Annotated in this window: 27 protein-coding genes; 12 read left to right on the plus strand and 15 right to left on the minus strand. The window is 58.9% G+C overall.

Going from position 1 to position 23,945, the window contains the following annotated elements; translation table 11 throughout:
- Positions 1–17 precede the first annotated feature (17 nt).
- On the plus strand, positions 18–890 hold the full coding sequence (locus ACR3E2_RS08540; RefSeq protein ID WP_480484387.1) for an S-methyl-5'-thioadenosine phosphorylase: 873 nt from the start codon (positions 18–20) through the stop codon (positions 888–890).
- On the opposite strand, the gene ACR3E2_RS08545 is transcribed toward ACR3E2_RS08540, so the two are convergent.
- Complete coding sequence (locus ACR3E2_RS08545; RefSeq protein WP_480492712.1) at positions 887–1,039, minus strand: hypothetical protein; 153 nt, start codon at positions 1,037–1,039, stop codon at positions 887–889. The two genes, ACR3E2_RS08540 and ACR3E2_RS08545, sit on opposite strands and share 4 nt — an antisense overlap.
- Positions 1,040–1,202: 163 nt before the next feature.
- Here ACR3E2_RS08545 and ACR3E2_RS08550 point away from each other — a divergent pair, with 163 nt between their 5' ends.
- Complete coding sequence (locus ACR3E2_RS08550) at positions 1,203–1,832, plus strand: LysE family translocator (protein WP_209598172.1); 630 nt, start codon at positions 1,203–1,205, stop codon at positions 1,830–1,832.
- A gap of 8 nt (positions 1,833–1,840) precedes the next feature.
- On the opposite strand, the gene ACR3E2_RS08555 is transcribed toward ACR3E2_RS08550, so the two are convergent.
- Entirely contained in the window at positions 1,841–2,014 is a 174-nt protein-coding gene (locus ACR3E2_RS08555) for a hypothetical protein (protein ID WP_209505622.1), read from the minus strand.
- Between the two features lie 325 nt (positions 2,015–2,339).
- On the opposite strand from ACR3E2_RS08555, the gene ACR3E2_RS08560 reads away from it, so the two are divergent.
- Complete coding sequence (locus ACR3E2_RS08560) at positions 2,340–2,879, plus strand: adenine phosphoribosyltransferase (protein WP_209505620.1); 540 nt, start codon at positions 2,340–2,342, stop codon at positions 2,877–2,879.
- 42 nt (positions 2,880–2,921) lie between these two features.
- On the opposite strand, the gene ACR3E2_RS08565 is transcribed toward ACR3E2_RS08560, so the two are convergent.
- The 12 genes from ACR3E2_RS08565 to coxB form a co-directional block, all read right to left on the minus strand.
- Positions 2,922–4,337: an FAD-binding oxidoreductase gene (locus ACR3E2_RS08565; RefSeq protein ID WP_480484385.1), complete on the minus strand. Its 1,416-nt coding sequence runs from the start codon at positions 4,335–4,337 to the stop codon at positions 2,922–2,924.
- Positions 4,338–4,375: 38 nt separating this feature from the next.
- Positions 4,376–5,194, minus strand: coding sequence for an MBL fold metallo-hydrolase (locus ACR3E2_RS08570; protein WP_480484384.1), 819 nt, complete (start codon positions 5,192–5,194; stop codon positions 4,376–4,378).
- A 102-nt stretch (positions 5,195–5,296) separates the two neighbouring features.
- Positions 5,297–5,881, minus strand: coding sequence for a GNAT family N-acetyltransferase (locus ACR3E2_RS08575; RefSeq protein WP_267363063.1), 585 nt, complete (start codon positions 5,879–5,881; stop codon positions 5,297–5,299).
- Positions 5,881–7,143 carry a M16 family metallopeptidase gene (locus tag ACR3E2_RS08580; RefSeq protein WP_480484383.1) on the minus strand — a complete coding sequence of 421 codons (1,263 nt, stop codon included), beginning with the start codon at positions 7,141–7,143 and terminating at the stop codon, positions 5,881–5,883. The genes ACR3E2_RS08575 and ACR3E2_RS08580 overlap by 1 nt, the downstream gene beginning before the upstream one ends.
- On the minus strand, positions 7,140–8,528 hold the full coding sequence (thrC, locus tag ACR3E2_RS08585) for a threonine synthase (RefSeq protein WP_480484382.1): 1,389 nt from the start codon (positions 8,526–8,528) through the stop codon (positions 7,140–7,142). The genes ACR3E2_RS08580 and thrC overlap by 4 nt, the downstream gene beginning before the upstream one ends.
- Positions 8,525–9,202, minus strand: coding sequence for an SURF1 family protein (locus ACR3E2_RS08590; protein WP_480484381.1), 678 nt, complete (start codon positions 9,200–9,202; stop codon positions 8,525–8,527). The genes thrC and ACR3E2_RS08590 overlap by 4 nt, the downstream gene beginning before the upstream one ends.
- Positions 9,178–9,270 (minus strand): twin-arginine translocation signal domain-containing protein, encoded by a 93-nt coding sequence (locus ACR3E2_RS08595; protein WP_480484380.1) that lies wholly within the window; start codon positions 9,268–9,270, stop codon positions 9,178–9,180. The genes ACR3E2_RS08590 and ACR3E2_RS08595 overlap by 25 nt, the downstream gene beginning before the upstream one ends.
- Before the next feature lie 88 nt (positions 9,271–9,358).
- The gene (locus ACR3E2_RS08600) at positions 9,359–10,174 is read right to left on the minus strand and encodes a cytochrome c oxidase subunit 3 (RefSeq protein WP_209505605.1); all 816 of its coding nucleotides are present in this window, start codon (positions 10,172–10,174) and stop codon (positions 9,359–9,361) included.
- A gap of 22 nt (positions 10,175–10,196) precedes the next feature.
- Positions 10,197–10,772, minus strand: a complete 576-nt coding sequence (locus ACR3E2_RS08605) for a cytochrome c oxidase assembly protein (RefSeq protein WP_480484379.1) — start codon at positions 10,770–10,772, stop codon at positions 10,197–10,199.
- Complete coding sequence (locus ACR3E2_RS08610; RefSeq protein ID WP_267363054.1) at positions 10,772–10,933, minus strand: hypothetical protein; 162 nt, start codon at positions 10,931–10,933, stop codon at positions 10,772–10,774. Before ACR3E2_RS08610 ends, ACR3E2_RS08605 begins: the two co-directional genes overlap by 1 nt.
- The gene (cyoE, locus tag ACR3E2_RS08615; protein WP_480484378.1) at positions 10,930–11,880 is read right to left on the minus strand and encodes a heme o synthase; all 951 of its coding nucleotides are present in this window, start codon (positions 11,878–11,880) and stop codon (positions 10,930–10,932) included. Before cyoE ends, ACR3E2_RS08610 begins: the two co-directional genes overlap by 4 nt.
- 88 nt (positions 11,881–11,968) lie before the next feature.
- Positions 11,969–12,880: a cytochrome c oxidase subunit II gene (gene coxB / locus ACR3E2_RS08620; RefSeq protein ID WP_267363050.1), complete on the minus strand. Its 912-nt coding sequence runs from the start codon at positions 12,878–12,880 to the stop codon at positions 11,969–11,971.
- Between the two features lie 176 nt (positions 12,881–13,056).
- Between coxB and tldD the strand changes: the two genes are divergently transcribed.
- From tldD to ACR3E2_RS08650, 6 genes are all read left to right on the plus strand, one after another.
- Positions 13,057–14,478, plus strand: coding sequence for a metalloprotease TldD (gene tldD, locus ACR3E2_RS08625; protein ID WP_480484377.1), 1,422 nt, complete (start codon positions 13,057–13,059; stop codon positions 14,476–14,478).
- Between the two features lie 239 nt (positions 14,479–14,717).
- On the plus strand, positions 14,718–15,845 hold the full coding sequence (gene dprA, locus ACR3E2_RS08630) for a DNA-processing protein DprA (protein ID WP_480484376.1): 1,128 nt from the start codon (positions 14,718–14,720) through the stop codon (positions 15,843–15,845).
- 180 nt (positions 15,846–16,025) lie between these two features.
- Entirely contained in the window at positions 16,026–18,653 is a 2,628-nt protein-coding gene (topA, locus tag ACR3E2_RS08635) for a type I DNA topoisomerase (protein WP_480484375.1), read from the plus strand.
- A gap of 123 nt (positions 18,654–18,776) precedes the next feature.
- Positions 18,777–19,304: a superoxide dismutase family protein gene (locus ACR3E2_RS08640; RefSeq protein ID WP_480484374.1), complete on the plus strand. Its 528-nt coding sequence runs from the start codon at positions 18,777–18,779 to the stop codon at positions 19,302–19,304.
- Between the two features lie 112 nt (positions 19,305–19,416).
- The gene (locus ACR3E2_RS08645; protein ID WP_209505579.1) at positions 19,417–20,121 is read left to right on the plus strand and encodes a CoA transferase subunit A; all 705 of its coding nucleotides are present in this window, start codon (positions 19,417–19,419) and stop codon (positions 20,119–20,121) included.
- Entirely contained in the window at positions 20,121–20,747 is a 627-nt protein-coding gene (locus ACR3E2_RS08650) for a CoA transferase subunit B (RefSeq protein ID WP_267363038.1), read from the plus strand. The genes ACR3E2_RS08645 and ACR3E2_RS08650 overlap by 1 nt, the downstream gene beginning before the upstream one ends.
- Positions 20,748–20,784: 37 nt before the next feature.
- Here the strand turns inward: ACR3E2_RS08650 and ACR3E2_RS08655 are convergent, their stop codons facing one another.
- A complete protein-coding gene (locus ACR3E2_RS08655; protein ID WP_480484373.1) occupies positions 20,785–21,651 on the minus strand; it encodes a lytic transglycosylase domain-containing protein in 867 nt (288 codons plus the stop codon).
- Between the two features lie 353 nt (positions 21,652–22,004).
- On the opposite strand from ACR3E2_RS08655, the gene ACR3E2_RS08660 reads away from it, so the two are divergent.
- The 3 genes from ACR3E2_RS08660 (at position 22,005) to cpaB (ending at position 23,942) form a co-directional block, all read left to right on the plus strand.
- The gene (locus ACR3E2_RS08660; RefSeq protein WP_480484372.1) at positions 22,005–22,241 is read left to right on the plus strand and encodes a Flp family type IVb pilin; all 237 of its coding nucleotides are present in this window, start codon (positions 22,005–22,007) and stop codon (positions 22,239–22,241) included.
- A gap of 302 nt (positions 22,242–22,543) precedes the next feature.
- Entirely contained in the window at positions 22,544–22,771 is a 228-nt protein-coding gene (locus ACR3E2_RS08665; RefSeq protein WP_480484371.1) for a hypothetical protein, read from the plus strand.
- Between the two features lie 292 nt (positions 22,772–23,063).
- Positions 23,064–23,942 carry a Flp pilus assembly protein CpaB gene (gene cpaB, locus ACR3E2_RS08670; RefSeq protein ID WP_480484370.1) on the plus strand — a complete coding sequence of 293 codons (879 nt, stop codon included), beginning with the start codon at positions 23,064–23,066 and terminating at the stop codon, positions 23,940–23,942.
- Positions 23,943–23,945: the final 3 nt, after the last annotated feature.

Raw genomic sequence — 23,945 nt, forward strand, 5'->3', positions numbered from 1 at the left:
TCAGGCGGAGCAGGACAGTGACCCAAACCAGGATTGCCGTTATCGGCGGATCAGGCATCTATGACATCGATGGGCTGGAAAATGCGGAATGGGTCAGTGTCGATACCCCTTGGGGGGCGCCCTCGGATCAGATTCTGACCGGGTCGCTGGACGGTGTCGCAATGGCCTTTCTGCCGCGCCATGGGCGCGGGCATGTGCATTCGCCCACCGATGTGCCCTATCGCGCCAATATCGACGCGCTGAAACGGCTTGGTGTGACGGATGTGATCTCGGTCTCGGCCTGCGGGTCGTTTCGCGAACACATGGCACCGGGCGATTTTGTCATCGTCGATCAGTTCATCGACCGGACATTTGCGCGCGACAAGAGCTTTTTCGGAACAGGCTGCGTCGCCCATGTCAGCGTTGCGCACCCGACCTGCCCGCGCCTGTCGGACGCCTGTGAGACCGCAGGCAAGGCTGCCGGTATCACGATCCATCGCGGCGGCACCTATCTGGCGATGGAAGGGCCGCAGTTTTCGTCTCTGGCGGAATCGAAGATGTATCGCGAGCAATGGGGCTGCGACGTGATCGGGATGACCAACATGCCCGAAGCCAAACTCGCCCGCGAAGCCGAGCTTTGTTATGCCTCAATCGCGATGGTCACCGATTTTGACAGCTGGCACCCGGATCATGGCGAGGTGGATGTGACCACCATCATTGCGACCCTGACCGGCAATGCCGACAAGGGCCGTGCACTGGTCAAAGGCCTTCCCATCCTGTTGGGGACCGACCGCGCGCCCTGTCCGCATGGCTGTGACCGGGCGCTAGAATATGCCATCCTCACCGCGCCCGAAAAGCGCGATCCGGTGCTGCTGGCCAAACTGGACGCGGTGGCGGGGCGGATTCTCTAGGTTCCGCGCGACGCATCAGGCATCATCGCCGCCAGCAGTTCGGGTTCCCGGATCACGTTATGCAAGCGTCCAAGCATGACATCGACCCTGCGCCCGTAACTGTCCGGGCACAGGGGATGCGGGTTCTTTCTGCCGGATACTCGCCGCAAGAATGCGACGGTTGTGAAGGATCGCACTGGTATCAGTTTTCGTGCAAGTCTGGGCCTGATCGGACTGCTTTGGCGGGCCCGAAAGCTGGTCGCCATGAAAATTGTCAAGCACCGGTAGTTTGGCTATAGCGATACCAAAGGAACGTATTGCGAGCTGACCCTTATGTCTCTGGAACTCTGGCTGGCCTTTGTTGCCGCATCCACCGCCTTGCTGCTGATCCCGGGCCCGACCGTGCTGTTGGTGCTGAGCTATGCGCTGTCCAAGGGGCGCAGCGTTGCCGTGGCCTCGGCCACGGGGGTCGCTGTGGGGGATCTTGTGGCGATGACCGCATCTTTGTTGGGGCTAGGCGCGCTTGTTCTGGCCTCGGCCACCTTGTTTTCCGTCCTCAAATGGGTCGGTGCGGCCTATCTGGTCTGGCTTGGGGTTAAACTGCTGCGCAGCGCCCCGGCAAGTGGGTTGGGAACGGTCGCGACCGGGCGGGATGTCACCCCCCGCAGCGTGTTTGGACATGCAGCCGCTGTCACGGCACTGAACCCGAAATCCATCGCCTTTTTCATCGCCTTTGTGCCGCAGTTCCTGCGCCCGGCTGAACCGCTGGGGCCGCAATTTGCCATCCTGATCGCCACTTTCGTCGGACTGGCCTGGCTGAATGCGCTGGCTTATGCGTTGCTGGCCGACCGGTTGCGGCGGCTGATTGGCCGCGCCAGCGTGATCACCGGGATGACGCGGTTTGGCGGGCTGACTCTGATCGGGATGGGTTTCGCCACGGCAGTTCTGCGCCGCCCGGCCTGACCCCTTTTTCAGTTTTCGGCGTTTTCCTTCATGAACCCGCGGATAAACCGGCGGATTTCGCGGGCAGCTGATGTATCCAGCTCTCTGCACAACTCGACAAACGCGTCGCGCTCATCCTTGTCCAGACGCAGAACCAGCTGGCTGTTTTTCTTCGTCGATCCCTTGCCGTCTTTCTTTGGCACGCGCGTTGCTCCTAGCAAATGCTCGTTAATTCAGGCGATGCATTGTGTATACATAGCATAGTGATTGTCGTTATCGGGCACTTAACAGCACCGGAACGGAAATGGCAATGAACCTTCAAACCGTCTGGGGCCTTTCTTTTGCGAGATCAACGCAAATGCGCAAGCCGCACCTGTCTTGACCACCTGCCACGCTTCACCGGTATTACGGATTGCCCAAGGCTGTGGTTTCGTGCCGCTGGTGATCGCGTGAATGAATTGTTCCTTGCATGGCTAACCCTCTTGGGCCAAACACGTTTTGGTATTTGAAGCGGAAAAGGGTTGGTTCATGTCAAGGAACAAGACTGTCAAAGACTACATCCGGACGATTGTCGACTTTCCGCATGAAGGAATTCTGTTTCGCGATGTGACGACGCTGTTTGCCGATCCGCGTGGATTTCGGATGGCCATTGACCAGATGCTGCACCCCTATGCCGGGGAACGCATCGACAAGGTTGTCGGCCTCGAGGCGCGGGGCTTTATCCTTGGGGGGGCGATTGCGCATCAGCTGAGCCTGGGCTTCGTGCCGATCCGCAAGAAAGGCAAGCTGCCCGGCACAACGATCAGCCAGGACTACAAGCTGGAATATGGTGAAGCGATCGTCGAGATCCACGATGACGCCATCCAGCCAGGCGAAAAAATCCTTGTCGTTGACGACCTTCTGGCCACAGGCGGCACTGCGGCGGCGGGCATCAAACTGATCGAGCGTTTGGGCGGTGAGATCGTCTCATGCGCGTTCATTATCGACCTGCCTGACCTCGGCGGGCGCAAAGTATTGGAAGATATGGGCATGGACGTGCATGTCCTGTGCGAATTCGAAGGGCTTTAACGCGGCAACCTTCGGATTTCTTAACAAGAGTCAGAGCCGGGTTCACGCCTTCAGCACCGCGCCGGGATTCATGATGCCCAAGGGGTCCAGCGCCGCCTTGATGGTCCGCATTGCATCCAGCTTTACCGGATCGCCATAGCGGTCCAGATCGTCCGTTTTCATGCGGCCCACGCCGTGTTCCGCGCTGACCGAACCATCAAAGGCATGGACCAAATCATGCACGGCCCGCTTGACCACAGCGCTCTGACCCTCAAATTCCGCGCGGCGCTGCCCCTTGGGGGGAAAGACGTTGTAGTGCAGATTGCCATCCCCGAGATGGCCAAAGCAATTGATCCGGAACTGCCCGAGACCGGAAACCAACTTTTCCCCTTGGCGCACAAATTCCGGAATTTCTGAGATCGGGATCGAGATATCATGGCTCGACACCGAGCCGATCAGGCGGTTGGCCTCGGGGATTCGCTCGCGCACGGCCCACAACTCATCACGCTGCGCCTCGCTTTGTGCAATCACGCCATCCTGCACCAGCCCAAGCGCTTGCGCGTGGACAAAGATATCCTCCAGCGCGTCGGACGGAGACTGCCCCGTGGCCAGCCCCAATTCGATCAGAACGCTCCACTCTGGCGGTGTTTCAAACGGTTGCCGGACATCCGGCAGAACCTCGGACAAGAACTTCAGCCCCTGCCGGTGGATCAGTTCGAAAGTGCTGACAGCCTCGCCCACGCGATCACGCGCCAGGGCCAGCAGGGAAATGGCGGCTTCGGGTGACGCCACCTGAAACATCGCCGTCCCGATCCCGGCAGGCCGGGGAAACAGCTTGAGTGCGGCTGCAGTGATGATCCCAAGCGTGCCCTCGGCCCCGATCAGCAGGTTGCGCAGGTCATAGCCTGTGTTGTCCTTTCGCAACCGGCTGAGACCATGCCAGATTTGACCGTTGGGCAGAATGGCCTCGAGCCCAAGGCACAGGTCGCGCGCATTGCCATATCGCAAGACGTTGACGCCTCCCGCATTGGTGGACAGGTTGCCCCCGATCCGACAGGATCCCTGCGCCGCCAGCGTCAAGGGAAACAGGCGGTCTTGCGCTTCGGCCGCGGCTTGGACGTCCTGCAAAATGGCGCCGGCCTCGGCAATCAGTACGTATTCGGTGGGATAGACGGACCGGATGGCGGTCATCCGTTCCAGCGAAATCACAAGGGGCGCTGGCCCATGCGGCATTACCTGCCCCCCGACCAGACCGGTTCCGCCGCCATAAGGCACCACCGGAACACGCATTTCGGACGCCACCTGCACCAGTACCGAGACCTCCTCGGTTGTGCGGGGCAAGGCCAGCAGGCCAGCCTGTCCGACAAGTCGCCCACGCGGCTCTTCCAGATACCGGTCGGTCACCGGGCGCAGCACGTGATCGCCCAGTTTCGAGCGGATCAGCGTGGCAATGCGGTCATCAGCGGGGTTCAGACTCATACGCTTTCAATGCCCAACCGATCCCACCACGGCAAGCCTTATTCCAGATCAATCAGATAGCGCGGCTCCAGCACGACAACCGTTGGACGGTCCGGCAAGTCACGCAGAGAGACGGTGATCTCGGACACGCCGTCACGTTCAACCGGGAACTCATCCCGGATATCCACGAGGAAGCGATCCAGCGAAAACTCCGAGAACCAGTGCATCGGAATGATCACCGAGCTTTTCAGCCGCTTGAGAACCGAGATCATGTCGGGCAAGGGCATGGTTGTTCCGCCATCGACGGCGGCCATGACCACATCCAACCGACCCAGCGCAGCAAACTGTTCGTCTGACGGTACATGATGCAAATGTCCCAGATGGCCGATACACAGCCCTTCGACCTCGAACACGAAGATAGAATTGCCGCGTTCCTCAACTCCGCCATAGGCCGAGCGGATATCGGTTGGGACATTGCGTATCAGCATCTCGCCCAGATCCAGGTGATGTTCGATCCCCTGCCCGAACTCTCCCCATCCCGGCAGGACATGCGGGATCGCCGGGTCGGGATGCGCCGTCCAATGGGTGTCATGGGCATGGTTCATTGTCACCACATCGGGAATCAGATCGGCACCCCCGATGAACCCGGTAAAATCGGTCACCACATTCAACCCGCCACGGGTCTGGATCATGAAGGCGGCATGCGCGACATAGCTGATGCGCACCGAAAACTCCGGTACCGGGTCCTGCCACGCAGCTTTGTGCAGATATTCGATCCCCGGCGCAGCATCGGCGATAGCGATACAATGGCTCGGCCGCCGCTCCTGCGCCACGGCCTCGCCCGAAATCACCATCAATGCTGCAACCAACCAGCGCATACCCGAAGTGTAGCGCAGATCGCCACCAAGTCATGCCCCTTGTTCATCTGGCCAAAAATATCCCGGGGGAGGCGCGGCTTGCCGCGACGGGGGCAGAGCCCCCTAGCCCGCGTCCGTCTTGCCGCGCCGGTCGGACCGCAGGCTGGCATAAAGAACATGTGTCCGCCATCGCCCGTTGATCTGTAGATAAGACTGCGCCACGCCTTCATATTTGAAGCCCGAGCTTTCCAGCAAACCGCGCGACGCCCGGTTTTCCGGCAGGCACGCGGCTTCGATCCGGCTCAGGTCCAGACGGGTAAAGGCGTGATGCACCATCGCGCCAATCGCCTCGCGCATGTATCCCTGACGGGCAAAGGATTCACCGGTCCAGTAACCCAGAGTTCCGGCCTGCGCAGGACCGCGCCGGATATTGTCCAGTGTGATCGCCCCGACCAACACATTGTCTTCACGGCGAAACAGGAACAGCGGGATTGCTGTGCCACTCGCGACCGAGCGCTGAGCCCAGTAGACCCGATTGGTAAAGGATTTGCGGCTCAGGTGATCCTTGGCCCAGATCGGCTCCCACGGGGTCAGATAATTTTTTGAGGCGCGACGCAACGCCGCCCAATCGTTGAAATCGGAATGTACAGGCGGACGCAAGCTAAGCCGCGCGGTCTCGAGTTTCAACTTGCGTCTGCCCAACAGCATCACGCTGCACGCCTCTCCTGCAAGTCCGCCAATGTCGGTGCGTCTGCGACCGGTCCGTAAAGCGCCAGCGCCGCCGGGGCCTGAACGGCCATGGTTTCGGCAAAGGCGCGCACGTCTTCGGTGCTGACCGCATCGATTTTGGCGACCGTGTCTTCCAGCGAGGGCACCCGTCCCCAGATCTGCACCAGCCGCGCCAGACGCTCGGCCCGATTCGACGGGCTTTCCAACCCCATCAGCATCCCGGCCTTCATCTGGGCGCGGGCACGGGCGACCTCTTCGGGATTCATGTCCTCGGCGGCGCGCTTCATCTCATTGATGGTGATCGTCGCCAGTTCGGCCACCTGATTGGCCGAGGTCCCGGCATAGATCGTGGTTGTTCCGGTATCGGCATAGGCACCGGTCTGCGCAAAGATCGTGTAACAAAGCCCACGTGTTTCGCGCACCTCCTGAAACAGGCGCGAGGACATGCCACCGCCCAATGCGGTCGAATAGATCTGCGCCGTATAGATCGCGTCATCGCGATAGCCGGGGCTTTCAAGCGCCAGGGCGAAATGTGCCTGTTCCAGCTCTTTTACCTGTCGGGCTTCGCCGCCGGTAAAGCGTGCAATCTCGGGGATCAGACCTTTACGGGATTGCAGATGGCCAAACATCTCTTCGGCCAGTTTCATCAGCATGTCGTGATCCACAGCACCAGCTGCGGACAGGATCATCTGTTCGGGGCCATAATGTTCGGTCACAAAGCCCGACAAATCTTCGCGCGAAAAGGCACTGACCCGCTCGGACGGGCCCAGGATCGTCCGGCCCAGGGGCTGGTCGTGATAGCTCTGCTCTTGCAGCCAGTCAAAGATCACATCATCGGGTGTGTCATGGGCCTGACCGATTTCCTGAAGGATCACGCCCCGCTCGACCTCGATCTCACGTGGATCAAACACCGGGTTCAGAACGATGTCACCGATCACATCCATCGCCAGTGCCACGTCGTCCTTCAAGACGCGTGCGTAATAGGCCGTTACCTCGCGCGAGGTATAGGCGTTGATATAGCCGCCCACATCCTCGATCGCCTCGGCAATTTGCAAGGCCGAACGGCGCTCGGTTCCCTTGAACGCCATATGTTCAAGGAAATGCGCAATACCGTTCTGTTCGATCCGCTCATGCCGCCCACCGGCGGTTACCCAGATGCCGATGGCCGCAGATTGCAGCCCCGGCATATGTTCACTGACGATACGAAACCCGTTCTTCAGTTGGTCTTGTCTGACAGTCACTCAGCGATGTGCCTTTTAATATGATCCTCGAGGGCACCCAGATCATTGGCGATGCGGGTCACCCGTTCCGGACGTTCATACAGATCAGACATGCGGGAGGGAAGAGGCGGATGTTCACCACTCGCCTTCTCGACCGCGGCCGGGAATTTCGCCGGGTGCGCAGTGGCCAGCGTGATCATCGGAACGTCTGCCGCGCGGTGTTCTTCTGCGACCTTGATGCCCACGGCGGTGTGCGGGCAGACCAGTTCGGCGCTGTGCGCCAGCGTGGATTTGATCGTGGCCAGCGTTTCCTCTTCGGACACACGGCCCGAATCGAAATTCTCACGCAGCGCTTTCATCGCGCCCTGGCTGATATTGAAGCCACCCTGTTTCAGCTCATCCATCAATTGTGCGATGGCCCCGCCGTCTTCGCCATAGGCATAATAGAGCGCGCGTTCGAAATTCGAGCTGACCTGAATGTCCATCGACGGGCTGATCGAGGGGATGGTTTCGCCCTTGAAATACCCCTCACCCGAGAGGCAGCGATGCAGAATGTCGTTCTGGTTGGTCGCCACCACTAGGCGATCAATCGGCAGCCCCATTCGCTTGGCCAGATAGCCCGCGAAGATGTCGCCAAAGTTGCCGGTTGGCACCGTGAAGCTGACCTTGCGGTGCGGCGCACCAAGGCTGACGGCAGCCGAGAAGTAATAAACGATCTGCGCCAAGACGCGGGCAAAGTTGATCGAGTTCACACCCGCCAGTTTCACGCCGTCGCGGAAGTCGAAATCGTTGAACATGTCTTTCAGCGCAGCCTGACAATCGTCAAAATCACCATCAACGGCCAGAGCATGCACATTGCTGTCCGCAGGCGTGGTCATCTGGCGGCGCTGCACTTCGGACACGCGGCCATGCGGGAACAGGATGAACACATCCACCGCGTCCAGCCCGCGGAACGCCTCGATCGCGGCTGAACCGGTATCCCCGCTGGTCGCGCCGACGATGGTCACACGGTCACCACGGCGTTTCAGCGCCACCTGGAACAACTGGCCGATCAGCTGCATGGCAAAGTCCTTGAAGGCCAGTGTGGGGCCGTGGAACAGTTCCAGCAGGAAGTGGTTCTCGTTCAGCTGCTTCAATGGCGCGCGGGCATCGTGGCCGAAACCTTCATAAGCGCGGGCGATGATCGCCTTGAACTCAGCCTCGGCGAATGAGCCGCTGACATAGGGCCACATCACGCGGAACGCGATTTCTTCATAGGGTAATCCGGCCAGCGCCGCGATCTCGTCCTGCGACATCACCGGGATTTCGGCGGGCAGATACAGGCCACCGTCGCGGGCAAGCCCGGTCAACATTGCCTCTTCAAACGTCAGTTCGGGCGCCTGCCCTCGGGTCGAGATATATTTCATGTCGCGTCACTTTCAGAATTGGCACGGCTGCGCCACAGGAAGTACCCAGTCATCGCGGCCCAGACCAGAGCCAGACCAAACCAGGTGATTGCATATTGCAGGTGATCGTTTGGTATGCCCGCCGTGTCCACCGGCAGCGGTGTCACATTCGGATCGGTTCGCGAACGGGCGATCAGCAGAACAGGCTCCGCGCCCAGTGCAGCCGCAAGCGCGGGCACATCGCGGGCGAACCAGATGTTGGCGTCGAGATCAGGTGCGGGCGTGTAACTGTCAACTTCATCTGGCCAATGCAGATTGCCGGTGATCTCCATCGGACCGGTCAGACGTTCGGTCTGCTTCGCAGTTGTCGGGACAAAACCCCGATCAACTAGAATAGTGCGATCTTCGGTGTTGAAAGCCTGAATGATGCGATACCCCGCACCGACCTGTTTGAGCGAAACAAGAACGTGGACTTCCGCAGGCTCCATTTCGCCCGACACTGTTACCGGCAGGTATTTGTCCTGATCCACCGAAACCTGCCGCGGCAGGGAAACCGGCGCAGCCGAGATCCGCTCTTCGATCTCGGTCAGCACGTCCTGCTTCCACGCCAGACGCTGCACCTGCCAGATGCCCAGCGACAGCAGCACGCCCAAACCGGCGAGGCCGAAGATTAGCAGGAACAGGATACGGCGCATGTCAGGACCAAACTTCTTTTCAGGAACCGGCGTCTTGTTAAGGGGCGCGCGTGCTGAATTGCAACCACGCAATTGTATGGGGCGCAATCTTACGCCCCGCATAGAGAAAAAGCCGCCCCTTGGGGCGGCTTTTGCAACTGATCAGCCTGACCGGCGTTACATCAGCGGAGCCTGGCCCCAGATGTAGACGGCAAAGAACAAGAACAGCCAGACCACGTCGACGAAGTGCCAGTACCAAGCGGCGGCCTCAAAACCGACGTGTTTTTCGGGGGTGAAGTCACCCTTAAGCGCGCGGATCAGGCAGACGGTCAGGAAGATTGTCCCGATGATCACATGTGCGCCGTGGAAACCCGTTGCCATGAAGAAGTTGGAATAGAACTGGTCGCCGCCGAATTCCCAGCCTTCATGCTTGAGCAGTTCGGCGTATTCATAGCCCTGCAGGAAGGTAAAGGCGATGCCCAGAACGATACCGATGGCCAGTCCATTGATCAGCGCCTTGCGGTCATTGTCATGCACCAGTGCATGGTGCGCCCAGGTGATCGCACAGCCTGACAGCAACAGGACCAGAGTGTTGATCAGCGGCAGGTGGAACGGGTCAACGGCATGAATATCCGGCTGAATGTATTCGGTGCCGGCATAGTCGTACATCGGGTACATGCGATGTTTGAAGAACGACCAGAACCAGGCGAAGAAGAACATCACCTCGGACATGACGAACAGGATGAAGCCGTAACGCAGACCGATGCGGACAACAGGGGTGTGATCGCCCTGACGGCTTTCCGCAACCACATCCGACCACCAGGCGAACATCGTGTAAAGCACAGCTGCCAGACCGGCCCAGAACATGAAGGGCGTGATGCCTTGCATCCAGAGAACAGCTCCGAACAGCATGACAAAGCCGCCGACGGCGCCGATCAGAGGCCAGATCGACGGGGCCAGAATGTGATAATCGTGGTTTTTAGCGTGTGCCATCAGCGTCCCTCACCTACAGGCGTTAGTTCGTGTTTGTATCTGCCTGCGCATCAAGGGCGGCATAGCCCTCGGGCAGGTCAATTTCGTAGAATGTATACGACAGCGTGATCGTATGAACATACTTGGCTTCAAGATCCTCGACCATTTCCGGGTCGACGAAGAAAGTCACCGGCATCTCAACGCGCTCGCCGGGTTGCAGCACCTGCTCTTCAAAGCAGAAACAGGCAATCTTCTGGAAATACCCACCCGCAGAATAGGGCGCCACGTTGTAAGACGCCTGCCCGGCAATGGGGCGGTCTGTCGGGTTATAGGCCTCGTAAAACGCGAGACCTGTTTCGCCGATGCGCACATCCATCTCGCGCACGACCGGCTTGAACTCCCATTCCATGTCCTTGGCCTTGGACGCGTCAAAGCGGATGGTAACGGTGCGATCCAGAATGGTATCGGGGGCAGTTTCGGCAACACCAGTGGTGCCGCCAAATCCGGTCACCCGGCAGAACCAGTTGTAGAACGGCACCGACGCCCAGGCGAGACTGCCCATCAGGACAACCACACCGACGGTCTGGACAACCGTTTTCTGAGGACCGGACAACGCCATCAGTTCTGAACCTCTTGCGTCGCCCTGTTGAAATCAGTGCCCGAGACCTTGACGATGGTCAGGCCGAAGATGATCACGATAAAGGCAGCCAGCGTCAGGCCGACACCCAAATTGCGGCTGAACCGGCGCTGATGCAGCTCGTGGTCTTTGCGAAGGCTCATGACCATCCCCCCAGACCATAGGGTTTCAGCAGGGCTTCGGCCAGAACGGCACCGAAATGCAGGAACAGATACAGCAGCGACAGCTTGAAGAAACCGCGTTCGACCTTGAAATTATCTGCCTCGGAATCATCCTCGGTCCGGCGCGAGATTTTCCACGCGCCCCGCAGGAACAGGATGTTCAGAATCAATGCAACGGTCAGATAGATCGGGCCGCCAATGCCTGAAAATGCAGTTCCGATGGCCAGCAGGGCCAGCAGGGCTGTATAGACAAGAATATGGACACGTGTCGCGCGGCGACCATGGGTGACGGTCAGCATCGGCACGCCCGCGTCGTCATAGTCCGAGCGCATGAACAGGGCCAGCGCCCAGAAATGCGGCGGCGTCCACATGAAGGTCAGTGCAAACATCAGCCAGGGCTCGACCGACATCGATCCTGTGGCGGCCACCCAGCCGATCACCGGAGGGAACGCACCCGCTGCGCCACCGATCACGATGTTCTGCGGCGTCGAACGCTTCAGCCACATCGTGTATACGACAACGTAGAAGAAGATGGTGAAGGCCAGAAACGCGCCTGCAAACCAGTTGGTCGCAAGGCCCAGCATGATCACCGACAGACCAGACAGAGCCAGACCAACGGCCAGCGCCTCGCCTTCCTCGACCTTGCCCGAAGGGATCGGGCGGGATTTGGTGCGTTTCATGACACGGTCGATATCCGCGTCCCACCACATGTTCAGCGCACCTGATGCTCCGCCTCCGATGGCGATGAACAGGATGGCGCAGAATCCGACGAAGGGATGGACAGGAACAGGGGCCGCCAACAGGCCGACCAATGCCGTGAACACAACCAACGACATCACGCGCGGCTTCAGCAGGGCGAAGTAATCGCCAAAGCCGGCCTCGTCCGCCCGGGCGGTCGCAGTGCTGGCATTGATGCTTGCGTCAGTCATTTCCGGTCCTTCTGGGGCGAAAACTGCGCGGATCGCCCGCGCAGCCTGAAATTTGTTTCAGGCGGGGTTGAGCCCGCCCCTATCGTACTCAGTTCGAGGCGACCTGATAGCTTTGCGGCAGGCCCGCATATTCTTCGATCGCACCTTGCAGCCATTCGTCATAGACTTCCTGGCTTACGACCTTGACGGTAATCGGCATATAGGCGTGGTCCTTGCCGCACAGTTCCGAACACTGACCAAAATAGATGCCTTCCTTGTCGGCCTGGAACCACAGTTCGGCCAGACGTCCGGGCACACCGTCCTGCTTTACGCCAAAGGCCGGGATGGTCCACGAGTGAATCACGTCGGATGCAGTCACCTGCATCACGATGACCTTGCCGACCGGAACGACAACAGCGGTGTCGGTGGCCAACAGCCATTCATCATCGCTGTAGCCTGCATCGATCAGCTTGGCGCGCATTGCGTCATCCAGAACAAATGGCGTCACGTCCGCGTCCGCAGGGCGTGCGCCCTCGTCCAGGGTCGCCGGGTGGCCCAGCAGATAGCTGTCGAATGCGAAATCGTGATCAACATACTCGTAGGTCCAGTACCACTGGTTGCCGACGACTTTGATGGTGATGTCACCTTCGGGGATTTCCTGCTGTTTGAAAAGAACCGGCAGCGAGAACGCGCCAATAAAAACCAGAATCAGGATTGGTCCCAGGGTCCAGGCGATTTCAACCGGAGTATAGTGCGAGAAACGCGCCGGAGTTGGGTTTACGCGCTGGTTGTAGCGCACAATGCAATAGATCAACAAAGCTGCAACCAGCAGACAGACTGCGGTGATGATCACGAGAATCATGCTGTCCAGATCCCGGATACCCTGGGCAAGGCTGGTGGCCGCGGGCTGGAAGCCCATGCCGCCGTCTACCGGCTTGCCAATAATCTCAAGCTCCTGAGCCATGGCGGGTAGGCTGGAGAGGGCTGTCATAAACCCTGAAAGCATCAAAGCATTCTTCATGTTCTGTCCTGATCGTTTGATCTTTGCGTCCCTGACGGAAAGGTGTGAATCGGTCGCACCTCTCCCGTTGTCTTTGGCCGCGTTAAAAACCATATTCCAGCGGGTAGATAAAGCAAAATGCTTGCGTCAAACAGACGCTATTTTTGATCTGGATCAAACCCGAAAGGTCGCAACCCATGCCTGAAGCCCCGTTTCGCCCCTTAGAGAGCGCCCTGCCGCAAGATGAAGCACTGGCCATATTGCGCTCGGCAACGGACGGGGCCGAGGATGGAGAGCTGTTTGTCGAGCGTCGGAAATCCGAATCTCTGGTGTTTGACGACGGGCGGCTTCGCACCGCGTCTTATGACGCATCCGAGGGATTTGGCCTGCGCGCCGTTCAGGGCGAAGTTGCCGGATATGCGCATTCGACTGATGTATCGATTGCCGCGCTGAAACGTGCCGCCGAAACCGCGCGACTGGCGGTTGGCGATGGAGGCGGAACGCTCGCCGAAGCGCCCCGGCCCACGAATACGCGCCTGTACACGGACGAAGACCCAATCGAATCCGCCGCCTTCCCGGTGAAAATCGAAACCCTGCGGGAGATTGACGCCTTTGCCCGCGACCTGGATCCGCGGGTGGTTCAGGTCAGCGCAATGATCGCAGCCGCCGTTCAGGAGGTGGAAATTCTGCGACCCGATGGTGTGACGGTGCGTGACGTGCGCCCCATGACGCGCGTGAATGTCTCGGTCATTGTTGAACAGGACGGGCGGCGCGAAAGCGGATCGGCCGGTGGCGGCGGGCGGGTTGGCCTGAGCGGGTTGATCGACCCTGCCGACTGGCAGGCCAAGGCGCGCGAAGCCCTGCGCATCGCATTGGTCAATCTGGACGCGGTTCCCGCCCCTGCCGGCGTGATGGAGGTTGCACTTGGTCCCGGCTGGCCCGGTATTTTGCTGCACGAAGCCATCGGTCACGGGCTTGAGGGCGATTTCAACCGCAAGGGAAGCTCGGCCTTTGCCGGACTGATGGGGCAACAGATAGCATCTAAGGGCGTGACCGTGGTGGATGACGGCACGATTGCCGACCGTCGCGGCTCGATCACTGTGGATGATGAGGGCACGCCCAGTTCGCGCACCGTATTGATCGAGGATGGCATCCTGACCGGCTACATGCAGGATCGGCAAAACGCCCGGCTGATGGGCGTTGCACCCACGGGAAATGGGCGGCGACAGAGCTATGCGCACAAACCCATGCCGCGCATGACCAATACGATCATGTTGGGGGGCGACGCTGATCCGGCGGCTTTGGTGGCAGATATTAATGACGGCATCTGGGCGGTTGGATTCGGCGGCGGCCAGGTCGACATCACCAACGGCAAGTTCGTTTTCTCGTGCACCGAGGCGTATCGTGTCGAAAACGGCAAGATCGGCGCGCCGGTCAAGGGCGCCACGCTGATCGGTGACGGGCCATCGGCCTTGAAGCGCATCCGCGGCCTTGGCAACGATATGGCGCTGGATCCGGGTATGGGAACCTGTGGCAAGGACGGTCAATGGGTGCCCGTGGGTGTGGGTCAACCGACGGTGCTGATGGACGGGTTGACTGTCGGCGGGTCGGCAGCCTGAGGCGGAAGAGAAGCGCAAAGGCAGGCGCAGGGTTAACCATGCGCCACTTTGATTCGATAGCACTCCAACCGACGCCATTGATTTGAGCGCCGGTTGGAAAATATTCTTTTATTTATTTTCAGACACTTGATCGGTGTATTCTTCGAGAAATACAGATAAATCGCTGCTAATTATCTGCGATTCAGAGGCTGTTAACCCCCTGTCCCGTAAACCAGTTCTGCAATCAGGCGGAGCAACGGATGACCGAAGAGCAGCTTTCTTCCAATCACCCCCCACTCCCACCCACCACGGAAGAGGACCGGTTTTCGTGGCTTCGCCTGTTGCGCTCGCGCAAGGTCGGCCCGGCGACGTTTCGTCGGCTGCTGCGTGAACATGGCTCGGCGCAGAACGCGCTGGCCGCGCTGCCTGAAATGGCGCGCGCCGCCGGAATAGATGGGTATGAAACCTGTCCCCCCGGCGTGATCGAGGCGGAACTCAGGGCCGCAGAAGCCGCCAAAGCGCGGCTTTTGTGCCTTGGGTCCGCAGATTTCCCCAACGCATTGAACGACCTATCCGATGCCCCGCCCTTGCTTTGGGCCATCGGGGATGTGTCGCTGTTGCAGAAACCGGCGATTGCGATGGTGGGCGCGCGCAACTGTTCCTCGCTGGGCGCACGGATGGCGCGTGGTCTGGCGCGCGCCTTGGGTGAAAAGGGACATGTGATTGTCTCGGGTCTGGCGCGCGGCATTGATACGGCGGCGCATATGGCGTCGCTGGACACCGGCACTGTTGCCGTCATGGCGGGCGGTGTCGATGTCATTTACCCGGCCGAGAACACGGAACTGGCGCATAATATTGCAACCAAGGGACTGCGGCTGTCGGAACAGCCGATGGGCGTGACACCTCAGGCCAGGCATTTTCCGCGCCGCAACCGTATCATCTCGGGCCTGGCCCAAGCTGTCGTGGTGGTTGAGGCAGCCGCCAAATCCGGCAGCCTGATCACGGCGCGTGACGCCCTGGACCAGGGGCGCGAGGTTCTGGCCGTGCCCGGCCACCCGTTCGACGCCCGCGCTGCCGGGTGCAACCTTTTGATTCGGGACGGTGCAACGCTGGTTCGGTCGGCGGACGACGTTGTCGAAGCCCTGCCACGGCACGGTGATCCGATCTTTGCCGAACCCGAGCTGCCACCTGCCAAGCAGCCACGGTCTGCCGCACAGGATTTGCAGGCGCAAATCCTTGAGCGGCTGGGACCTTCCCCCATCGCCGAAGATCAGTTGCTGCGCGATATTGCGGCCTCGGCAGGGGATCTGGGGCCAGCGCTGGTCGACCTTGAACTGGACGGACGAATCCAGCGACAGCCGGGCGGGCTGTTGTCTCTGGCAGGCTGATTTGGACGGAAAACAAGATTGCCCAATCGAACGCTCTGCCTGCTATCAGGTGCGGGTATCACGCTGAAATCACGTCGCTTTTCCGCCTGCCAAAGGAACGCATTGACAATCCCCGCTTGCCCCACACATTTTGCACCACCATAAAAGGCGCCAAATTCGTCGAGCGAGGTTTCCCCTTAAATGCCCGTAGTTGTTGTAGAATCTCCGGCCAAAGCAAAAACAATCAATAAATATCTCGGCCCTGACTACACCGTTCTGGCCTCTTACGGCCATGTGCGGGACCTGCCGCCAAAGGACGGATCGGTCGATCCGGACCATGGATTTTCCATGACATGGGAAGTGGGCAATGACAGCCGCAAACATGTAAAGGCCATCGCCGACGCGCTGAAAGAAGACAACGCGCTGATCCTCGCCACTGACCCTGATCGTGAGGGCGAGGCGATCAGCTGGCATTTGCAGGAAGCCCTGACCAAGCGCCGCTCGATCAAGAAAGATACACCGGTCAGCCGGGTGACCTTCAACGCCATCACCAAAGAGGCGGTGACCGAGGCGATGAAGAACCCGCGCGACGTCGATATGCCCCTGGTCGAAGCGTATCTGGCACGCCGCGCCTTGGATTACCTTGTTGGCTTCAACCTGTCACCGGTTCTGTGGCGCAAACTGCCCGGTGCAAAATCCGCAGGTCGGGTGCAATCGGTCTGTCTGCGCCTGATCGTCGAGCGTGAGATGGAGATCGAAGCGTTCAAGCCGGTCGAGTACTGGTCGGTTCGGGCCCTGTTCGAGACACCGCGTGGTCAGACCTATGAGGCGCGGCTGGTCACGTTGGCGGGCAAGAAACTGGACAAGCACGATCTGGCCAACGCAACACAGGCCGAACTGGCGGTTCAGGCCGTCACCAGCCGCGCGCTGCGTGTGACTTCGGTCGAAGCCAAGCCCGCCGCGCGCAATCCAAGCGCGCCGTTCATGACTTCGACCCTGCAACAGGAGGCGAGCCGCAAATTCGGCATGGGCGCGCGCCATGCGATGCAGGTTGCGCAGCGCCTCTATGAGGCCGGATACATTACCTATATGCGAACCGACGGGATCGACATGGCACCCGAGGCTGTGACGGCAACGCGCGACACCATCGCGGACCGGTACGGTGCAGAATATGTGCCGGACAGCCCGCGTATGTACAAGAACAAGGCCAAGAACGCGCAGGAAGCACACGAATGTATCCGCCCCACGGATATGACGCGCGATGCCAAGGCGCTGAAGGTCACGGATGAAGATCAGCGCAAGCTTTATGATCTGATCTGGAAACGGACCATTGCCTGCCAGATGGCGGCAGCACGATTGGAGCGCACAACGGTCGAGATTGGCAGTGACGACGGTCAGGTCGGTCTGCGAGCCACCGGTCAGGTGGTAATGTTCGACGGGTTCATGCGCGTCTATGAGGAAGGCCGCGATGATGTCGCCGATGATGACGAAAAGCGCCTGCCACAGATCATGGAGGGCGACCCCGCGCGCTTTTCCAAGACCACGCTGCGCGATCAGTTTGCCAAGGCCACCAGCGAGTCGGACAAAGCCGCTATCATGGCTGATAACGAAGCCGTTCTGGCGTTGCAGCATCACACGCAACCGCCCCCGCGCTATACCGAGGCCACTTTGGTCAAGCGGATGGAGGAGTTGGGGATCGGACGTCCTTCGACCTATGCCTCGATCGTGACCACGATTCAGGACCGCGAATATGTGCGCAAAGACAAGAACCGGCTGATCCCCGAGGAAAAGGGTCGGATCGTCACCATCTTTCTGCTGAACTTCTTCCGTCAATACGTTGGATACGAATTCACCGCGAATCTGGAAGAGCAACTGGATGACGTCAGCGCCGGTGATCGTGACTACAAGGATCTGCTGGGCAAGTTCTGGCGTGATTTCTCAGCAGCGATTGGTGAAACATCCGAACTGCGCATATCGGAAGTGCTGGACAAGCTGGACGAGGCATTGGCGCCACAGCTTTACCCCCCGCGTGAGGACGGGTCCGACCCGCGCATCTGCCCGAAATGCGGTCTGGGGCAATTGCACCTGAAAACCTCGCGCACTGGCGGCTTCGTGGGCTGCGGCAACTATCCGGAGTGCAACTATACACGGCCCATCGCCGGTGAAGGCGCGGAAGGCGACGAACAATTGCTGGGCGAAGACGCCGGGGATGAGATCTGGCTGAAGTCCGGCCGATTTGGGCCGTATGTCCAGCGAGGCGAACCCACGCCCGAGAACAAGAAGCCTCCGCGCGCCTCGCTTCCACGCGGCTGGAGCAAGGATGACATGGATCTGGACAAGGCGCTGACGCTTCTGTCCCTGCCGCGCCAGATCGGTGAGCACCCCGAAGGCGGCATGATCACCTCGAACTTCGGGCGTTTTGGCCCCTATCTGATGCATCAGTTGGCCGATGAAGCCAAGCCGGTCTATGCCAACCTCAAAGACCCAAACGATGTGTTCGAGATCGGTATGAACCGCGCCGTAGAGCTTTTGGCGGAAAAACGAGCCAATCCCGGTGGGCGCGGGCGCGCAGCGGCAAAAGCTTTGAAAGACCTGGGCGAGCATCCCGATGGCGGCGCGATGCAGGTTCTGGACGGACGGTACGGGCCATATGTGAAGTGGGAAAAGGTCAACGCGACCATCCCGAAAGACATCAAGCCCGAAGACGTGACGCAGGAAATGGCCATCGAACTGGTCAATGAGCGCGCATCCAAGAAGGGCACCAAGAAAAAGGCTGCACCCAAAAAGAAGGCTGCCGCCAAGAAGACAGCAAAGAAAGCGGCTGAATAAACCGGACTTTTGACCGGGACATGTCACCAAACGCGCGGGCCGGTTTCTGAATAAAGGAACCGGCCCGCGTGTTTATGGACTGACGCGATACAGGATTGCGTTGTTAAGTAAAGGAGTTGAGACATGTTCAGAACCGCCATTCTTGTTGCGGCGATAAGCGTTGCGGCTGCCACGCAGGGCCAGGCCGCGCATCACGTCAAGTCCGCCACAGCCGAAATCATCAACGCGCAAGGCGACGTCATTGGTCAGGCGAAGGCGACGCAAGGGCCCAATGGTGTTCTGCTGCACGTGCGCGTCACAGACCTGCCGCCGGGAAAACATGGGTTGCACCTGCACAGCCATGGTGTCTGCGAGGCCGGCGAAGGGTTCAAGACGGCCCAAGGCCATGTTGGAAAAGTTGAAGGCGCACATGGTCTGCTGAACCCTGAAGGCCCCGAGCCCGGCGATCTGCCCAATCTATATGTGGGACAGGATGGCGTGGGCGAGATGGAGGCCTTTACAAACCTGGTTTCGCTTGAGGGTGACGGGAACACATTGCTGGATGCGGACGGGTCAACTTTCATCATCCACGAAGCTGGCGACGATCACATTAGCCAGCCCATTGGCGGTGCTGGCGGGCGCATCGCCTGTGGGATCCTGATCGCCGACTGACACTATTGTCAGCTGATCTACCGTAGAAATACCTGAACCTTCTGGTTTTATTGACTTCCCCATGACGTGGCGGCACAACCTGCCCATCACCATGACATTGGGGGAGTTTTCCATGAAGAAAGTCTATGCCAATGCCGCCGAGGCACTCGATGGGGTGCTGACGGATGGCATGCTGATTGCCGCGGGCGGGTTTGGCCTGTGCGGCATTCCCGAACTGTTGCTTGCTGCCATCCGGGATTCGGGCGTCAAGGACCTGAGCTTTGCGTCGAATAACGCCGGTGTGGACGATTTCGGTATCGGCATCCTGTTGCAGACCAAGCAGGTCAAAAAGATGATCAGCTCGTATGTCGGCGAAAACGCCGAATTCATGCGTCAGTATCTGAGCGGCGAGTTGGAACTGGAATTCAACCCGCAAGGAACACTGGCCGAACGGATGCGCGCCGGTGGTGCCGGTATTCCCGGGTTCTACACCAAGACGGGCGTCGGCACCGTGATTGCGGAAGGCAAGGAGCACAAGGATTTCAACGGCGAGACCTATATCCTTGAGGAAGGCATTTTTGCCGATCTGGCCATCGTCAAGGCTTGGAAAGCTGACGACACCGGCAATCTGGTGTTCCGCAAGACCGCCCGCAACTTTAATGTGCCCGCTGCAACCTGCGGCAAGATCTGCGTGGCCGAAGTGGAAGAGATTGTTCCGCGCGGCTCACTGGACCCGGACAAGATCCACCTGCCCGGTATCTATGTGCATCGCATCATTCAGGGCGATCATGAAAAGCGCATCGAACAGCGCACCACCCGCAAGAAGGAGGACGCATAATGCCCTGGGACCGCAATCAGATGGCCGCACGCGCGGCAGAGGAACTGGAAGACGGCATGTATGTGAACCTCGGCATCGGTATTCCGACGCTGGTGGCGAACTATGTCGGCGACAAGGACATCACACTGCAATCGGAAAACGGTATGCTGGGCATGGGCCCTTTCCCGTATGAAGGTGAAGAAGACCCGGACCTGATCAACGCCGGTAAACAGACGATCACCGAACTGTCCCGCACTGCCTATTTCGACAGCGCCACGTCCTTTGCGATGATCCGGGGCGGCAAGATCGCTGCTGCGATTCTGGGTGCCATGGAAGTGGATGAGAAAGGTGACCTGGCAAACTGGATGATCCCCGGCAAGCTGGTGAAAGGCATGGGCGGCGCCATGGACCTGGTTGCAGGCGTTGGGCGCGTGATCGTGGTTATGGACCACACCAACAAGCACGGTGAAAGCAAGGTCCTGAAGGAATGCACTCTGCCACTGACAGGCAAGGGTGTCGTGGATCGCATCATCACCAATCTGGGCGTTCTGGACGTGGTCGAGGGCGGATTGAGGATCGTCGAACTGGCAGATGGTGTCAGTGAAGACGAAATGCGCGCTGCGACCGAAGCGACAATCGTCGGCTGAACAAAAGAAAAGGCCCGCCGGATCGAGGCGGGCCTTTTCAATTTGAGGTCTGGAACACGCACCCATCTGAAATCAGATCCGGCGGTGTCGCGCACAAAGCCCGCGCGATCTGGAAAGCGGCCAGAACCTTGGGGACATAATCCCGGGTTTCGGCATAAGGCGGCACGCCGCTGTGTTTACGTACAGCCCCCTCACCCGCGTTGTAACCGGCCAAAACCAGAATCGGATCATTCCCGAACTCTTCCATCAGCCAGTTGAGGTATTTCACGCCCCCGGCGATGTTCTGCGAGGGTTGCAGACTGTCCTTAACACCGAAGCGGGCAGCTGTGGCGGGCATCAACTGCATAAGCCCCTGCGCGCCGGCCGAACTGACGGCATCTGCGCGACCGGCCGATTCAACCGAAATGACGGCCAGCACCAGCGCTGGCGACACATTGGTTCCCACGGTTGACCGCAAAATCTCGATCCCGCGTTCTTTTGCTATGTTTTGCAGCGATTGCAGCCGGGGTGATCTTACATTCGTCGCCGCCAGCGCGTTTATCGCAGCATCAAGCCGCCCGGCCCCACCTTCATCGATATGCGGTGAAATGCGGTCCCAGAATGCCTTGTACGACCCTTTCGGGTCAGGCACGGCACCGATTCCCGGCACTGTGGGCTGAACCACTTTGGTTCTTGCTATGATTTCTGGAACCGCCAGCTCCACCCCTGTGCTGGGGGCTGAGGGCTTGGCCGCGTGTTCCTCGGGTGTGATCTGAATGGTCACGCGAGGACGCTCACCCGGCTTGGGGGCCTTGATCCGCTTGTAAACTCCGCGCGGCTCAACCTCGGTCGCATACCCGGGTGCGACACCAGATAGTAGAAACGCCAGTACACCGGCGCATTGAAGTGCGTTCCGGAGAGTCATGTGCCTGCCTCATGTATTCTTTTTACGCGATTTGAACCGCGAATCTTCGCCCAAGGCCAGAAAAACAAAGCGAATTGGGGCAATTTCGCCTCATTTGGCGTAAATTTGCACCGCTACAGAGCGCTTGGCATCAATCAAAGAATTTTTTTTTGACTTATTTACAAACGCTTACGCATTTAGTGACTAAAAAGTTAAGCCGCGCGAAAAAAAATCTGTGTTTGGCCCAATTCCTGCCACGCACAACAGGCAAACATTAATCCATACCGAGACGGACATGAGCGGACTGAGAGAGAAAGCTCTGAAGAACGCCGAGGTTTGTTAAACTCTTTTTGATCCTTTAGGAGGGACGTAACATGATCAAGTTCATCAAGAACTTCCGCAAAGACGAAGACGGCGCAGTAACAGTTGACTGGGTTGTTCTGACCGCAGCAGTCATCGGCCTGGCAGCCGTTGCATACCAGCAGATCTCGGCTGGCGCGACCGGCCTGGCAACAGACGTGAACCAGGCCCTGAACGGCGCATCGCTGAGCACCGGCAGCAACACCGCAACCGGCGGTATCACAACTGCAGGCAGCAACAGCGGCAGCTAAGCTTCTGCTTGAGCAAGATTTTGAAGCCGCGCCATTCAGGCGCGGCTTTTTTTCGTTCAGAGGTCTTTCAATATCTCTAAGAATAGAGTTTGACGGTCCTACCTCGCACGCCACGCCGCGAGCGCCACCGAATTGATCACGCCCAATTTGCAGGTCTTTGCGCACAAAAGAGCCCGTGAAAAAGTTTGGAATCTTGGATATTTCCACCGAAATCAACTTTTGGCCTGATTTCCGCCATCCGAACGAACCACTGTTAGGCGACGTTACAGGAAACACTGAATTGTCGTATTGGAGATAAGTAGATGCTAAAGTTCCTTAATCGGTTCAAATCGGACGAAGCAGGAGCGGTGACCGTTGACTGGGTGGTTTTGACCGCAGTGCTCATCGGTCTGTCAAGCGCGACCTACCTTGTCATCAGATCAAGTGTTGATGGTATCGGCGGTAACATCAACCAAGCCATGAGTTCCTCTGTTGTCAGTACCGGCTCGAACACCGCTCCCGGTGGCCTTGTAACAGCGGGAACCAACTGACCCACAGCGAGTTTTCACATTCACCAGCTTTCCTGAGCTTGTTGGTGAACGTGTCGGGCAAATAATCGCGGCGACCTTTTTGGGCGCGGCGTTTGTTTCGTTGTTCTTCGTCTGGCCTGCCGCAGGGAGATGACAGCAGTTGTTTTGCGGAATTGTGCGAAAGCTGACGCAGAATCTAACAAGCAGACATTTTTGTCCCACATTTCGACACAATTTACATTTAACACTTGGGCTGTTTCAAAGTGGCCCTTTGGCCGCTTAGTATCCGACTAAATAAGAAAGAGGTGCATGTATGCGAGCGGTATTCGGACTTGTCCTGATTGTCGGCGTTGCTCTGGCTGGGGGCGCCGTTTACATGGCGCGCAACTATATTGCGGCTTATCAAAGCGAACTGGCACGGCAGAAACAAGCGGCAGAAGAAGCGCTGGCCAATGCCAAAGTCGATGTCATCCCGACGGTAACTGTTTACGTTTCAAATCGTCCTCTGAAATACGGTGAACGCCTGACGCAGGAAGACGTGCGCGCTGTAGACTGGCCGGAAAACGCGATTCCCGAAGGTACGTTCTCTGATCTCACTGCCTTGTTTCCCGAAAGTGGCGCCAATGAGCGTTATATTCTGAGGACCATGGAAAAAGACGAGGCGATTATGGAGGTCAAGATCACACGGCCAGGCGAATCGGCCGGGCTGACCTCTCGTCTTGAAAAAGGTATGCGCGCCTTTGCGATCAGCGTTGACGTGGCATCTGGTGTTTCAGGCTTCCTGCGCCCCGGCGACAATGTCGACATCTACTGGACCGGATCAAGCGGGACGGTAGAAGGGAATTCTGGCGGCATCACCAAACTGATCGAAACCAACGTTCAGCTGATCGCCGTCGACCAGACCGCTGGTTCGGACGTCGCAAGCGCAACGATTGCACGCACAGTCACGGTCGCAGCCACGCCGGAACAGGTCGCAGCACTCGCGCAGGCCCAGAACACCGGGCGGCTGTCACTGGCCCTTGTTGGGGTACAGGATGACTCTGTTGCGTCGGCAATCGAGGTGGATCAGCGCAAACTGCTTGGAATAACGGCAGCCGCTCCGGAACCGAAGGAAGAGGTTGAACAGGTCTGCACGACGCGCATCAGACGCGGTGGAGAGATTGTCAACGTGCCTATCCCCTGTACAAATTGACGC

The sequence above is a fragment of the Ruegeria sp. AL7 genome (assembly GCF_056536105.1).

Coding starts and splice junctions, on each gene's coding strand:
- ACR3E2_RS08550 (WP_209598172.1), top strand. CDS start 1,203: ATGTCTCTGGAACTCTGGCTGGCCTTTGTTGCCGCATCCACCGCCTTG.
- ACR3E2_RS08560 (WP_209505620.1), top strand. CDS start 2,340: ATGTCAAGGAACAAGACTGTCAAAGACTACATCCGGACGATTGTCGAC.
- ACR3E2_RS08565 (WP_480484385.1), bottom strand. CDS start 4,337: ATGAGTCTGAACCCCGCTGATGACCGCATTGCCACGCTGATCCGCTCG.
- ACR3E2_RS08570 (WP_480484384.1), bottom strand. CDS start 5,194: ATGCGCTGGTTGGTTGCAGCATTGATGGTGATTTCGGGCGAGGCCGTG.
- ACR3E2_RS08575 (WP_267363063.1), bottom strand. CDS start 5,881: ATGCTGTTGGGCAGACGCAAGTTGAAACTCGAGACCGCGCGGCTTAGC.
- thrC (WP_480484382.1), bottom strand. CDS start 8,528: ATGAAATATATCTCGACCCGAGGGCAGGCGCCCGAACTGACGTTTGAA.
- ACR3E2_RS08590 (WP_480484381.1), bottom strand. CDS start 9,202: ATGCGCCGTATCCTGTTCCTGCTAATCTTCGGCCTCGCCGGTTTGGGC.
- ACR3E2_RS08600 (WP_209505605.1), bottom strand. CDS start 10,174: ATGGCACACGCTAAAAACCACGATTATCACATTCTGGCCCCGTCGATC.
- ACR3E2_RS08605 (WP_480484379.1), bottom strand. CDS start 10,772: ATGGCGTTGTCCGGTCCTCAGAAAACGGTTGTCCAGACCGTCGGTGTG.
- ACR3E2_RS08610 (WP_267363054.1), bottom strand. CDS start 10,933: ATGAGCCTTCGCAAAGACCACGAGCTGCATCAGCGCCGGTTCAGCCGC.
- cyoE (WP_480484378.1), bottom strand. CDS start 11,880: ATGACTGACGCAAGCATCAATGCCAGCACTGCGACCGCCCGGGCGGAC.
- coxB (WP_267363050.1), bottom strand. CDS start 12,880: ATGAAGAATGCTTTGATGCTTTCAGGGTTTATGACAGCCCTCTCCAGC.
- tldD (WP_480484377.1), top strand. CDS start 13,057: ATGCCTGAAGCCCCGTTTCGCCCCTTAGAGAGCGCCCTGCCGCAAGAT.
- dprA (WP_480484376.1), top strand. CDS start 14,718: ATGACCGAAGAGCAGCTTTCTTCCAATCACCCCCCACTCCCACCCACC.
- topA (WP_480484375.1), top strand. CDS start 16,026: ATGCCCGTAGTTGTTGTAGAATCTCCGGCCAAAGCAAAAACAATCAAT.
- ACR3E2_RS08640 (WP_480484374.1), top strand. CDS start 18,777: ATGTTCAGAACCGCCATTCTTGTTGCGGCGATAAGCGTTGCGGCTGCC.
- ACR3E2_RS08645 (WP_209505579.1), top strand. CDS start 19,417: ATGAAGAAAGTCTATGCCAATGCCGCCGAGGCACTCGATGGGGTGCTG.
- ACR3E2_RS08650 (WP_267363038.1), top strand. CDS start 20,121: ATGCCCTGGGACCGCAATCAGATGGCCGCACGCGCGGCAGAGGAACTG.
- ACR3E2_RS08655 (WP_480484373.1), bottom strand. CDS start 21,651: ATGACTCTCCGGAACGCACTTCAATGCGCCGGTGTACTGGCGTTTCTA.
- ACR3E2_RS08660 (WP_480484372.1), top strand. CDS start 22,005: ATGATCAAGTTCATCAAGAACTTCCGCAAAGACGAAGACGGCGCAGTA.
- ACR3E2_RS08665 (WP_480484371.1), top strand. CDS start 22,544: ATGCTAAAGTTCCTTAATCGGTTCAAATCGGACGAAGCAGGAGCGGTG.
- cpaB (WP_480484370.1), top strand. CDS start 23,064: ATGCGAGCGGTATTCGGACTTGTCCTGATTGTCGGCGTTGCTCTGGCT.